Annotated in this window: 13 protein-coding genes; 4 read left to right on the forward strand and 9 right to left on the reverse strand. The window is 58.5% G+C overall.

The features are described from left to right. Positions 1 to 496 precede the first annotated feature (496 nt). Together ACOERD_RS19210 and ACOERD_RS19215 are read left to right on the forward strand one after the other, a co-directional pair. A complete protein-coding gene (locus ACOERD_RS19210; RefSeq protein WP_419740083.1) occupies positions 497 to 973 on the forward strand; it encodes a DcaP family trimeric outer membrane transporter in 477 nt (158 codons plus the stop codon). A gap of 126 nt (positions 974 to 1099) precedes the next feature. Continuing rightward, positions 1100 to 1669, forward strand: coding sequence for a hypothetical protein (locus ACOERD_RS19215; RefSeq protein WP_419740084.1), 570 nt, complete (start codon positions 1100 to 1102; stop codon positions 1667 to 1669). 81 nt (positions 1670 to 1750) lie between these two features. On the opposite strand, the gene ACOERD_RS19220 is transcribed toward ACOERD_RS19215, so the two are convergent. The 3 genes from ACOERD_RS19220 to ACOERD_RS19230 all read right to left on the reverse strand — a co-directional run bounded on the left by ACOERD_RS19220 (position 1751) and on the right by ACOERD_RS19230 (position 4355). Continuing rightward, positions 1751 to 2101, reverse strand: a complete 351-nt coding sequence (locus tag ACOERD_RS19220) for a hypothetical protein (protein ID WP_419740085.1) — start codon at positions 2099 to 2101, stop codon at positions 1751 to 1753. A 130-nt stretch (positions 2102 to 2231) separates the two neighbouring features. After that, positions 2232 to 2717, reverse strand: a complete 486-nt coding sequence (locus tag ACOERD_RS19225) for a DUF6497 family protein (RefSeq protein ID WP_419740086.1) — start codon at positions 2715 to 2717, stop codon at positions 2232 to 2234. 105 nt (positions 2718 to 2822) lie between these two features. Next, the gene (locus tag ACOERD_RS19230) at positions 2823 to 4355 is read right to left on the reverse strand and encodes an acyl-CoA carboxylase subunit beta (protein ID WP_170378028.1); all 1533 of its coding nucleotides are present in this window, start codon (positions 4353 to 4355) and stop codon (positions 2823 to 2825) included. A gap of 181 nt (positions 4356 to 4536) precedes the next feature. On the opposite strand from ACOERD_RS19230, the gene ACOERD_RS19235 reads away from it, so the two are divergent. Both ACOERD_RS19235 and ACOERD_RS19240 read left to right on the forward strand, forming a co-directional pair. Then, entirely contained in the window at positions 4537 to 5742 is a 1206-nt protein-coding gene (locus ACOERD_RS19235) for a multidrug effflux MFS transporter (protein WP_419740087.1), read from the forward strand. Positions 5743 to 5809: 67 nt separating this feature from the next. Further along, entirely contained in the window at positions 5810 to 7210 is a 1401-nt protein-coding gene (locus ACOERD_RS19240; RefSeq protein WP_170378023.1) for a helix-turn-helix domain-containing protein, read from the forward strand. A gap of 57 nt (positions 7211 to 7267) precedes the next feature. On the opposite strand, the gene ACOERD_RS19245 is transcribed toward ACOERD_RS19240, so the two are convergent. The 6 genes from ACOERD_RS19245 to ACOERD_RS19270 form a co-directional block, all read right to left on the reverse strand. Further along, the gene (locus tag ACOERD_RS19245) at positions 7268 to 7507 is read right to left on the reverse strand and encodes a YdcH family protein (protein ID WP_170378021.1); all 240 of its coding nucleotides are present in this window, start codon (positions 7505 to 7507) and stop codon (positions 7268 to 7270) included. A gap of 79 nt (positions 7508 to 7586) precedes the next feature. Further along, a complete protein-coding gene (betA, locus tag ACOERD_RS19250; RefSeq protein ID WP_419740088.1) occupies positions 7587 to 9245 on the reverse strand; it encodes a choline dehydrogenase in 1659 nt (552 codons plus the stop codon). 82 nt (positions 9246 to 9327) lie between these two features. Further along, entirely contained in the window at positions 9328 to 10836 is a 1509-nt protein-coding gene (gene betC, locus ACOERD_RS19255) for a choline-sulfatase (RefSeq protein WP_419740089.1), read from the reverse strand. Further along, the gene (gene betI, locus ACOERD_RS19260; RefSeq protein ID WP_170462042.1) at positions 10833 to 11405 is read right to left on the reverse strand and encodes a choline-responsive transcriptional repressor BetI; all 573 of its coding nucleotides are present in this window, start codon (positions 11403 to 11405) and stop codon (positions 10833 to 10835) included. The genes betC and betI overlap by 4 nt, the downstream gene beginning before the upstream one ends. A gap of 87 nt (positions 11406 to 11492) precedes the next feature. Then, on the reverse strand, positions 11493 to 12362 hold the full coding sequence (locus ACOERD_RS19265; protein ID WP_371812059.1) for a DMT family transporter: 870 nt from the start codon (positions 12360 to 12362) through the stop codon (positions 11493 to 11495). A 79-nt stretch (positions 12363 to 12441) separates the two neighbouring features. Continuing rightward, a complete protein-coding gene (locus tag ACOERD_RS19270; RefSeq protein ID WP_170378011.1) occupies positions 12442 to 13041 on the reverse strand; it encodes a LysE/ArgO family amino acid transporter in 600 nt (199 codons plus the stop codon). Between the last annotated feature and the right edge of the window lie 5 nt (positions 13042 to 13046).

Consider the following 13046-nt stretch of genomic DNA (forward strand, 5'->3'; position numbering starts at 1 on the left):
TGTGGGGAACACAAGCCTGCCCGCGCAAGGAAGGGGTACGGAATAGTAGGTGCATGTGCGACGCAGGCAAAGTAGTGTCGCACGGCTGGATCAAGATGCACTGCACAATCTTGTCTGCAAACAAGTTATTGTTTCCAGCTAAGATTCCGGCCAGAATCTGCCCAACAGGCGAAACTCCGCGCAAATTTATGCCGAAAAGACTTGTATGGTTTTGCCAGGTTGAAGCCGCCCAAACCGTCACAGTTTCGTTACATTTCTCTGCCGCTACCTTGATTTCTGCGCCTGCAGCATCACGGGCATTCACACCTGTTCGCAGATTATTTTTGCGCACATGCCGTGGGTTAACCGATCTGTTCACCCTACTGTGAATCACGAGCTTGTTTTCAGCACAAATACTTGAGCAAAAACGCGTTTTCCGTCCCTCTTTCGTGATTTCCCTGATCGCTGGGCGCGTGGAACTTTGGCCACGCACACTTGCAAACAAGGAAACACCCACATGTTTACAAAGAGAAAAAAGGCAATCCTGCTTGCTGCCACTGCGTTTAGTGTGACCAGCACGCTTGCCTTTGCTCAGGACGCTCAAACCCAGGCCGAGCTTGATGCTCTGCGGGCTCGGGTCGAAGCGCTCGAGGCTTCCAGCGCCGGTCCGGCGAATGGCGATTTCCGCCTTGGGAACACCAGCCTGGACCTTTACGGCTACATCAAAGCCGACTTCTTTTATGATTTCGACTTCGACCAGGGCGACACCGCGTTCGTGAACGTCATCGGCGAGCCTTCGACCGCAACCAGCGGAACCTTCGGCAGCACCGTACGCCAGTCGCGCATCGGCCTGCGCACCAGCACGCCCAGTGCCCTGGGTGACATCGGCGGTCAGTTGGAGCTGGACCTGTTTGCCTCCAACGGCACGGCCGAACTGCGTCTGCGTCATGCCAACATCACCATTGGTGACAATTGGCTGATCGGTCAGTACTAGACAAACTTCCAGCCACTGGACACCTACCCTACGTCGGTTGAATTCAACGGCCCGGTTGGCATCGCCTTCGCCCGTCAGCCGCAAATCCGGTACACGAACAGCTTCGGCGCGAACACTGAGTTCAGCGTGTCGCTCGAGGAAAACGTCAGCGGCTCCAACTCGAACGACCCGGTTTTGACCGCGGCGGCTGAATACAATGACGGTACTTACGTCGCGCGTATCTCGGGCCTCTACGGTAAAGCCGAAACCAGCGATGGTGCCACCGAAGTGGACCAGTGGGGCGTGACCCTTTCGGGATCGGTTCGCCCATGGGAGGGCGGTCTGTTCCAGGTCAACTACGTGACTGGTCAAGCGATCGGCCCCTACCTGATCGGCCTTGGCAACGCCATCGTCAACGGCCAGGCCAATGACGTTGACGGCTACACGATTGAGCTCCGTCAGGATCTGGGTGCGAAATGGAATGTCGGCATCGCCTATGGTCGGGAAGACTATGATCTGGCGACCAACAGCTTCTCGGACGGCAGCGGATCCCTCAACTTCACCGAGTTGGAGACAATCCACGTCAACGCCTTCTATCAGGCGACCGACAGCCTGACGCTGAGCGCCGAGTACATCTATGGTGAGCGCAACGACGCAACAACCGGTGACACCTTCGACGGCAGCCGGGTTCAGGTCGCCGCGCAGCTGAACTTCTGACGCCATATACCCGCCCTGCCCGTCTTCGGGCAGGGTTTTACCCATGCGGGCAAGGATATGAGGCACAGGGTGGATCACCGCTCAGCCCACCCCGAAAACTTCGGGAAAAGACGCACGTGCCGCTTCCAGATCAATGACCAACAACGCATCATAGCTAGCCGGGTCGAAGGGATCTTCGGCTGGCACGACCTCACGCTCAATCAGCCAGCTCAGCCGCCCTGCATCCAGATTGCCGCGTTCAAAGGGCTGATCCCCGAAGTTCTGCCAAAGCGCCTCCATAAAGGCGGTATCTGCGCGACGGTCCGCAGGTTTGCGGTCGCGGAACCGCTCACGCCGGGTGATCGGCGTCACGCCCTTAGGGTTGGCACGGCGGATAGTGAATTGAAAATCCGTCCCTGGCAGACGGCCCGGAAAACCCCGATGCTTCAACATCCTGGCACCTCGTTGACTGCTGTCATCGGGAATAAGAATTCGCACCCGAAAGGGGGAAAAGTCATAGCGCGCACCTCCAAAGCCGCATCCGTTGTCTGAGATGCTCTGCTTTCATGACGACAGATCATGGTCAGAGCCCCTCCCAGATACACCGGGACTGCTCCAGCCGGTAGGCTTCGAAAAACTGAGTTGCATCGGGGGCGGCATCGCCGAATTGGATCGGACGGTCGGACAGTGAAATCACCACCAGGGCCGGGTCCAAATCATGTTGGGCGACATAGGCAACCGCCAGCGTCTGGCACAGATGCTCCATATCGTTCGAGGCCACGTCATAGCCGATCCGCCCAACCGTCGCGCCGATCTTCGGGGCGATGAACCGGAACCGCACCCACAGCTCACCGGGGTTGTTGTCCAACAAAACGTCGCTCAGATGCACAGGTTGGCCTGAGGGTACGGGCAGAGAGGTTTCGCCCACTGAAATGCTTGGCAGAGATAGGATGCTAAACATCAGACCCAAGGCGCGACCCCGGACCCGCCAGCGGCAGGCTCCTCCTTCCGGGATCGCGCGCGCAGTGCTATGTGCCCGCGCGGTTCTATGTCTGACGGATCGGATCATTCGACGATTTTTCGCTCGTTGTCAATTCTGCCTTGATTTCGGGCAAATTGCGGAGGAGTACCGCAATTTTCAGCGGATTGGGGTGGGCCGCCCCACCCCGCACGCTCAGAGAGGGATGTTGTCGTGCTTTTTCCACGGGTTTTTCAACTGCTTGCCGCGCAAGCTGGCAAAAGCCCGTGAGACACGACGGCGCGTTGATTGCGGCATGATCACCTCATCCACAAAGCCGCGTTCAGCCGCCACGAATGGGTTGGCGAAACGGTCTTCGTAGTCGGCAACGTGCTGCGCGGTCTTCTCAGCGTCGCTGAGGTCAGCACGGTGGATAATCTCGGTCGCGCCTTTCGCACCCATCACCGCGATCTCAGCCGTGGGCCACGCATAGTTGAAATCGCCACGCAGGTGCTTCGAGGCCATCACAACATAAGCACCACCATAAGCCTTACGGGTAATCACAGTCACCTTTGGCACAGTCGCTTCGCCGTACGCATAAAGCAGCTTGGCACCATGCTTGATCACGCCGCTATATTCCTGCTGCGTTCCGGGCAAGAAGCCGGGAACGTCCACAAGCGTCAGAATAGGGATCTCAAAACAGTCACAAAAGCGCACAAACCGCGCCGCCTTGCGAGAGCTGTCGATATCCAGACATCCAGCCAGAACCATGGGCTGGTTGGCCACGACACCAACAGTCTGCCCTTCAAGCCGGATGAAGCCAGTGACGATATTCTTGGCGAAGTCTTCCTGAATCTCGTAGAAATCGCCTTCATCCGCAATCTTCGTGATCAGTTCCTTCATGTCATACGGTGTGTTCGGGTTGTCCGGAACCAATGTATCCAATGAGGTTTCGACACGGTTGGGATCGTCAAAGAAAGGCCGAACCGGAGGTTTTTCCTGGTTGTTGAGCGGCAGGAAGTCGACCAGCCGGCGCACCTCGGCCAAAGCTTCGACATCGTTTTCAAAAGCGCCATCCGCCACCGAGGACTTTTTGGTATGCGTAGAAGCTCCACCCAGTTCCTCAGCTGTGACGACCTCATTCGTGACGGTCTTCACCACGTCCGGACCGGTGACGAACATGTAAGACGAGTCCTTCACCATGAAGATAAAGTCTGTCATCGCCGGGCTGTATACCGCACCACCCGCACAGGGGCCCATGATCACGCTGATCTGAGGCACCACGCCCGATGCGGTAATGTTGCGCTGGAACACTTCGGCATATCCGGCAAGCGAGGCAACGCCTTCCTGGATTCGCGCACCACCCGAGTCGTTGATCCCAATGATCGGCGCGCCGTTCTGAACGGCCATATCCATGATCTTGCAGATCTTCTGCGCATGGGTCTCGGACAGAGAGCCACCAAACACAGTGAAATCCTGGCTAAATACATAGACCATACGGCCATTGATCGTGCCCCAGCCGGTGACCACACCATCCCCGGCAGGCTTTTGTTTTTCCATCCCGAATTCGGTGCAACGATGGCTGACGAACATGTCGAATTCTTCAAAACTGCCTTCGTCCAGCAGCAGCTCGATCCGCTCGCGCGCGGTCAGCTTGCCCCGCCCATGCTGCGCGTCGATCCGTTTTTGCCCACCACCCAGACGGGCCGCGTTGCGGCGTTCTTCAAGCTCGGAAAGGATGTCTTTCATGGCGATAGTCCCCTGTGAAATCTGACCGGACCCTACAGCGGGCGACCCTTCAGCCAAAGATATTTTCGGCAAATTTGCAAAGTTTTGAAAATCTCGTTTGCTCAAACTGTAAATTTGCGAATTTTTACCAGCAGCATCAAGCGTCTGGCCTTTGCCCACCCAACAGCTATACAAGCAAACCATGCAGTTCAGAACGTCGTCGGCTTATCGCACACCACCCACAATCGGCACTTTGGTTCTTCTCTCGGGACTATCGGCGTTGAGCATGAATCTATTCCTGCCAAGCCTGCCGAACATGGCCCTGCATTTCGACACGCATTACAAGGTCATGCAACTGTCGATCGCCCTTTACCTGCTGGTAAACGCGGTCCTGCAGATCATCATCGGACCAATTGCAGACAAGGCGGGACGACGCCCGGTTCTGCTTTGGGGACTGGCACTCTTTCTACTGGCGACACTCGGCTGCATCTACGCACCGACGGTCGAGGTGTTCCTACTTTTCCGCATGTGTCAGGCGGTCGTGGTGGTCGGGATGGTCCTCAGTCGGGCCGCGGTTCGGGACATGTATGATCAGGATCAGGCGGCCTCGATGATCGGCTATGTCACCATGGGAATGGCTGTTGTCCCGATGATTGGCCCGGCCATAGGCGGGTTGCTGGAAGAGAGCTTTGGCTGGAAAGCGAATTTCTGGCTGCCCTTCGCTTTGGGCGCCCTAACCCTTGCCCTGACCTATGTCGATTTCGGGGAAACTTCAGCCAAAAGCGGCAAAACCCTGCTACAGCAATTTCGGGAATACCCCGAGCTGCTGATGTCTCCTCGGTTCTGGGGCTATTCGCTGTCCTCGGCCTGCTCGTCGGGCGCGTTCTTTGCCTATCTGGGCGGAGCGCCCTTCATCGGAACCGAAGTCTTCGGGATGAGCGCCGCCGAAGTCGGGATTTATTTTGGCGCGCCTGCATTGGGCTATTTTCTGGGCAACTTCTTCAGCGGGCGGTATTCGGTCAGGTTCGGCATCAACCGCATGGTACTTTGGGGAACCTGGCTGAACGCCGCCGGCGTCGCCCTGTCTGCCGCTTTGTTCCTGACAGGCTTCGGAACAGCGCTCAGCTTTTTCGGCTTCATGACGTTCGTCGGATTGGGCAATGGGATGACGATCCCAAACGCAACATCCGGTGCCCTGTCCGTTCGACCACATCTGGCCGCCACCGCCTCGGGCCTCAGCGGCGCAATCATGCTGGGCGGAGGAGCAGGCCTGAGCGCACTGGCAGGGGCGCTACTGACCGTCGAAACAGGCGCAATGCCTCTGCTCTGGCTCATGCTGGTCACGGCGATCCTTGCCATCGCAGCGATCTGCTCGGTCATTTGGCGCGAACGACAATTGGGCCTCTAAGACGCCTTGCTCAAGGGGGGTTTGCAAAGCTAACGTGCCGAAATAGAAAAGTTGCAAAGGCACGCCCATGGCCACCCAAAAACTCTATGCCGGCGCTAAATTGCGCGAAATGCGCACGCGCCTAACACTGACCCAGAAGGAATTTGCCACAAAACTGGGTGTTTCCCTGCCCTACCTGAACCAGATGGAAAACAACAACCGGCCGATCTCGACCACGGTTGTTCTGGCTTTGGCGCAGGAATTCGGCATGGATGTGACCGAACTGAGTACGGGCGACAGCGAACGACTGGTCTCGGATATGCGTGAGGCGCTGGCCGATCCGGTCTTTGCCGACGACATCCCCCCTCTGGCTGATCTGCGCCTGACCGCCTCAAACGCCCCAGCCCTTGCCCGCGCCTTTATCGAGTTACACCGAAGTTATCGCCAAACCCACGAACGCCTCGCCTCACTAGACGAAGCACTAGGCCGCGAAGACTCCCGCACCCAAGCCAGCCCATGGGAGGAAGTTCGCGACTTCTTCCACTATTGCGACAACTATATCGACGCGGTTGACCGCGCAGCCGAGCTGTTCGCAAAACGCGCCGACGGCCCGGGCGGCATCCGTCAGGCCGCGCTGCAAAGTTTGGAAGAGCGCGGCATTCAAGTGATCTTCTCAGACATAAACCCGCTGCGTAGCTACGACAAGGAAAGCAGAACCCTGCGCCTATCTTCACGCGCCGCGCCGCAAACGCAGGTCTTTCAGCTGCTGCTTCAGGTTGCTCTAATCAGTCAAGACAAGCTGTTAGAGGCCACGCTCGATTTCGCCAAATTCCAGAGTGAAGAGGCTCGCGCCATCGCCAAAATCGGCCTTGCCAACTACTTCGCCGGCGCGTCCCTGATGCCCTACAGCGCGTTTCTGGCTGCCGCCCAAGAGGACCGGCATGATCTGGAGATGCTGAGCAACCGCTTTGGAGCCTCAATCGAACAAGTCGCGCACCGCTTGTCCACGTTGCAGCGGCCCGGCGCAAAAGGCATCCCGTTCTTCTTCGTCCGCGTGGATCAGGCCGGAACGATTACCAAGCGCCACTCGGCCACGCGGCTGCAATTTGCCCGCTTTGGCGGTGCCTGCCCGTTGTGGAACGTCCACCGCGCCTTTGAAACACCGGGGCATTTCCTGCGGCAACTGGCGGAAACACCCGATGGTGTCCGCTATATCTCGCTGGCAAGGGATGTCTCAAAACCCGGTGGCTCATTCGGTGCGCCGGTGCGTCGCTATGCCATTGCACTTGGCTGCGAAACCCGCCACGCCGAAGCCCTAGTCTATGCAGACAATCTGGATATCAACAACGCCAGCGCCTATGAACCGATCGGCATTTCCTGTCGCATCTGCGAGCGTGCAAATTGCCACCAGCGGTCAGTTCCGCCACTGGAACGGCGCTTGGCCATCGACACGCATACCCGAGGCACACTGCCCTACGAGGTCACTTGATCTTCATCTGGTCAAAAATATCCAGGGGGTGCGGGGGCAGAGCCCCCGCTCTTGGCGTTAAGCCTTGGACACGATCGCCCAGATCTCATCCTTGAGCGCGGCGCGTTTCTTGCGCATCTCGCCCTCGGCCAGTTCTTCAACCGGCTCGATATTGGTTTCTGCGCGGTGAACGCGGCGGTTGATTTCGTGATACTCATCAGCCAGCCGCGCAAAATGAGCGTCCGTCTGCTTGAGCTGGCTCATCACCTCAACTTTGTCCGGAAACTCTTCGGCCAGTTCATGCGGGGTGTGGGACATTCCTGTTCGCTCCTGAATAAATGTCGTTGCGATTCAGGTTTATCGGATGTCGCCCCACCCCACTTTGACGCGGATCAAATCAGCGCTGCGCCACCTCCCATTGCGGGTGAATCCACGGGCGGTCATTGGCCTTCGGCAGCGCATCCTTGCCCAGCACGTGGTCCGACATCTTCTCACCCACCATAATCGACGGCGCGTTGAGGTTACCATTGGTGATCTGCGGGAAGATCGAGCTGTCCGCCACGCGCAAACCATCCACACCGATGACACGACCTTCGGGGTCGACCACGGCGTTCTTGTCATCCGCGCGCCCCATCCGGCAGGTGCCACAGGGGTGATAGGCGCTCTCGGCATGCTCTGCGATGAAGGCATTCAGCTCCTCATCCGTCTGCACCGAAGCGCCGGGCTGGATCTCTTTGCCCGCATAAGGTTTGAAGGCGTCCTGACCAAAAATCTCACGGGTGAGGCGGATACATTTGCGGAAGTCTTCCCAATCTTTTTCGTGGCTCATGTAGTTGAACCGGATCACCGGCGCGTCTTCAGCCTTGTTCGACCGCAAAGTCACAGCCCCACGCGACGGAGACCGCATCGGCCCTACATGCGCCTGGAACCCATGCCCCTCGGCTGCGGCCTGACCGTCGTAGCGCACTGCGATCGGCAGGAAGTGGTACTGGATGTCGGGGTATTCCACACCCGGGTTCGACCGGATGAAGGCCGCGCTCTCGAATTGGTTCGAGGCCCCAAGACCGGTTTTGGTGAACAGCCACTGCGCGCCAATCAGACCTTTGCTGAACAGGTTCCAGTGCTTGTACAGCGTGATCGGCTGCAACGAGGCCTGCTGGATATACAACTCCAGATGGTCCTGCAGGTTCGCACCCACGCCGGGGCGGTCGGCGATCACGTCAATGCCGTGCTCTGCCAGATGTGATGCCGAACCGATCCCCGAGAGCATCAGCAGTTTGGGCGAATTGATCGACGAAGCGGCCAGAATAACCTCACGCCGGGCACGAACGACCTCTTTCTTGCCGCCACGCACCAGTTCTACACCAACAGCGCGACCCTCTTCCATCACAACGCGCGACGCCAAACCTTTGACAAGGTCGCAGTTGGGACGTTTCAGAGCAGGTCGCAGATAAGCATTTGCAGCTGACCAGCGCCGTCCTTTCCAGACGGTCTGCTCCATCGGGCCAAAACCCTCCTGCTTCTCGCCGTTATAGTCGCCCGTGACTTCATAGCCCGCTTGCTGACCTGCATCGACGAAGGCCTGGAACAGAGGGTTTTTGCGCGGACCGCGTGACACATGCAGCGGACCATCCTTGCCGCGCCATTCCGGGTCACCGCCATGGCCGCCATCATGCCAGTTTTCCATGCGTTTGTAGTAAGGCAGCACATCCGCATAGGACCACCCATCCGCACCCATATCGGCCCAAGTATCAAAATCCCGCGCGTGGCCGCGCACATAGACCATCCCGTTGATCGACGACGACCCACCAATCACCTTTCCGCGCGGGCACGCCATCCGGCGGTTGTTCATGTTGGGTTCGGGTTCCGAGCTGAATCCCCAATCATAAAGCGACATATTCATCGGGTAACTCAGCGCCGCGGGCATCTGAATGAAGGGCCCGGCATCCGTGCCACCATGTTCAATCACCAGAACCGAGGCCCCGGCCTCGCTCAGGCGATAGGCCATCGCACAGCCGGCAGAGCCAGCACCCACAATGACAAAATCTGCTTCCATTTCACGTCTCCATAGATCCGCCGTGAGAGGTTGCGAAACCTGCTCTGCCTCCGGCGGGCGTATTTTCAAAAAGAAGAAGAGGTCACTCGCCGCGCGGGAACCGCTGGCTTTCCTCGACGATATTCAAGTCCATGTGGTTGCGCATGTAGCGCTCGGATGCCTTTTGCAGCGGCTGGTAGTCCCACGGGTAGTACCCACCCTGCCGCAACGCCTCGTAGACAACCCAGCGGCGCGCCTGGCTGGCGCGGACATCCGCATCAAACCGGTCCAGGTCCCAGCGCGCCTCAGACTTCGCACGCAGCGTTTGCAAGGTCCCAGAGTGCGCGGGATCATCGGCGAGGTTGTTCTGTTCATGTGGGTCGGCCTCAAGATCAAACAGCTGATCAGGGTCCAGCGCGCAACGATTGTATTTCCATTTGCCATAGCGCAACGAGACCAGCGGCGCATAGGAGGCCTCGGCCGCGTATTCCATCGCCACGGGCGCTGTCCGTTCTGCACCTTTGGCCAGAGGCACGAGGTCTTCGCCATCCGTCCATGAGGCAATCTCGGCCATATCAACACCGGCCAAAGAGCCCAGAGTCGGGGTCACGTCGATGGTCGACACAGGTGTTTCGATCAGGCCCGTAGGTAAATCCGGGGCGGAGATCATCAGTGGCACGCGCGAGGAGCCCTCGAAGAACGTCATCTTGAACCACAACCCGCGTTCGCCCAGCATGTCGCCATGGTCCGAGACAAACATGATGATCGCCTCTTGGCGTGTCGTCTCCAGCACTTCGAGGATCTCGCCGATCTTGTCGTCCAGGTACGAGATATTGGCGAAATACGCGCGGCGGGACTTGCGGATATCTTCTTCTGTGATGTCGAAGCTGCGCCAGTCGTTGGCGTCGAAAATACGCTTGGAATGCGGGTCCTGATTGTCATAGCCAAGATCAGCGATCTCGGGCAGCAGATGTTCGCAATCCTCATAAAGATCCCAGTATTTACGGCGCGCGACATAGGGGTCATGAGGATGCGTGAAGCTGACGGTCATAGCCCACGGACGGTCGTCCTTGCCGCGCGCCAGATCATAGAGCTTGGCCTTGGCGTGGTAAGCGACCTCGTCGTCATACTCCATCTGGTTCGAGATTTCGGCCACGCCCGCGCCGGTGACGGACCCCATGTTGTGATACCACCAGTCGATCCGCTCACCCGGTTTGCGGTAATCCGGAATCCAGCCAAAGTCGGCGGGGTAGATATCGGTGGTCAGGCGGTCTTCGAACCCGTGCAACTGGTCTGGCCCGACAAAATGCATCTTGCCCGACAGACAGGTGTAGTAACCTGCGCGGCGCAGGTGGTGAGCATAGGTCGGGATGTCACTGCCAAACTCGGCCGCGTTGTCGTAAACCCCTGTGCGTGAAGGCAACTGACCCGACATGAAGCTCGCCCGTCCCGGCGCGCAAAGCGGTGAGGCCGTGTAAGTATTGGCAAAACGAGTCGAGCGTTCGGCCAGTTTCTTCAGGTTCGGCGCGTGCAACCAGTCGGCCGGACCATCTGGAAACAAGGTGCCGTTCAGCTGATCCACCATCAGGATCAGAATGTTTGGTTTTGTCATTTTTCGCCCTCGAGCAGAGTATTCAGGACGCGCAAAGCGTGATTGGCAGCCAGCTGAGGCTCCTCCGGGGCGCTCAGCGCCGAGTGGATATACAGCCCGTCGATCAAGGCAATCATGGTCTCGGCCGCGTTGACCGGTTCGGCAATTTGCGGGCGCAACGCATGGATCAGGTTCGAGCGGATGCGCGCCTGATAGACCTTCCACAGCCGCAGCGCGTCGTCATTGGTTTGCGCAAGGACATAGAAGGTCATCCACGCCGCAATCACGTCCGGGGTGAAACACGAATGCGCGAAACATGCGCGGATGATGGCTTGCGCCCGTTGGTCCGGGGCTGCGGCGGCCAGCTCGGTCCGGGCTTCCTTGCCGAAATCCGTCAGGATTTGCCGCATGGCGGCCAGAAAGATCTGATCCTTACCGCCAAAATAATGGTGCGCCAGCGCGCTGGACATGCCTGCGCGTTTGGCGATCTGGCTGACGGTCACGTCCAGAGATTTCTGCACGCCCAATTCGGCAATCGTCGCACGTACGATCGCATCACGGCGTATAGGCTCCATTCCGACTTTTGGCATCGCGTCCCCCTGGGCAACAGGATTTCCCGACGACGCTAGGCGCTTTTTATTGACTCGTCAATCAATCTCGTTTTCGGACGGATGTTTTCATGCTTTGGGTGCAAAAGCCGATGGTGTCACATCGCGCTTGTTCAGCATCGCCTCACGCCAGGAAATAAAGCTGACGGCGGTCAGGATCAGCGTACCGCCAGCCACGACCCAGATGTCAACGCTTTCGTGGAACACCAAGGCTCCGACAATCGTGGCCCAGATCAGCTGCAGGAAGGTGACCGGCTGCGTCACCGCAACCGGCGCGGCCTGCAGCGCCAATGTCATGAAGTAATGCCCTGCCGTTGCAAAGCTTGCGACCAGAAACAGCACCCCGATGTCCCGCAGAGTAGGCGGCGACCAGACTGCAATCGCAAAGGGGATCAAGGCCAGCGTTACCCAGATCGAAAGATGGGCCACCACGACCGAGGGCGGGATATCCCGCACCAGCAGTTTGGCCAGCAGGTAGGACCCACCCAGCGTCAACGCCGTTCCCAGCATGGCGAGATGCCCGCTAGAGACCTCGCGAAATCCGGGGCGCAGAATGATCAGCACGCCAATCAGGGCGACCAGAATGGCGGCCAATCGGCGAAAGGCCAGCTTCTCACCCAGAAACAGGGCCGCGCCAAGGGTGACATAGACCGGGGTCATGTAGTTCATGGCCGTCACCTCGGCCAAAGGAATGCGGGTCATCGCGTAGAACCACAGCATGACGGCAACTCCGTGAATGACCCCTCTTAGCCCGAATAGTGAGAGATCGCGCTTGCTCAACCGTGTTGCCAGGATCGACCGCAGAGCAGGCAACAGAAACACCAACCCAAGGACGTAGCGCAAAAACGCGGCCTGAATCGGGTCCATGGTCGAGCCGAGCGATTTCACCAGCGCTGTCATCACCACAAAGGCCAGACCCGCGGCGAACATCCAAAACATCCCCACAACGGGGCGCGAAGGGGCGGAAGCTGTTGTCATGGTCCCGGTTGAACACCGAATTCACCGGCAGAACAACCCTTCACATGACAAGTAACTTCCACGCAATTCCGAGCATCACAATCCCAATCAGCGCGTCCAGCACCTGCCATGCGCGTGGGCGTGCGAAAAACGGCGATAGTATCCTGGCTCCGTATCCCAGCGTGAAGAAGAAAACAAAGCTTGAGGTCACGGCCCCAATGGCAAAGCTGAACCGGTCCTCATACTGGGCCGAGATCGAGCCGATCAGCACCACAGTATCCAGATAAACGTGCGGATTCAGCCAGGTGAAGGCCAGAACGGTCAGCATCGCCGAGCGCAGGCTTGTGCGTTGGCTCTCGCCCAGTTCCATCGCCGCCCCGCCCTGCCAGGCTGACCACAGGCTGCGCAATCCGTACCATGTCAGAAACGCAGCGCCGCCATAGCGCATCACCGTCTCAAACCACGGCGCGGCCTGTGCCAGAGTGCCAAACCCGGCGATCCCGGCGGTAATTAGGATCGCATCCGAAACAGCGCAAGTCAGGCACAGGATAAACACATGCTCGCGCCGCAGACCCTGCCGTAGGATGAACGCGTTCTGTGCACCAATGGCCAGAATCAGACTGAAGCTCAGGACAAAACCAGCGATGAGGGGGGCGGACATGAAAC

Origin of the sequence: Ruegeria sp. (assembly GCF_965199275.1) — a bacterium.
Lineage (GTDB): Bacteria > Pseudomonadota > Alphaproteobacteria > Rhodobacterales > Rhodobacteraceae > Ruegeria.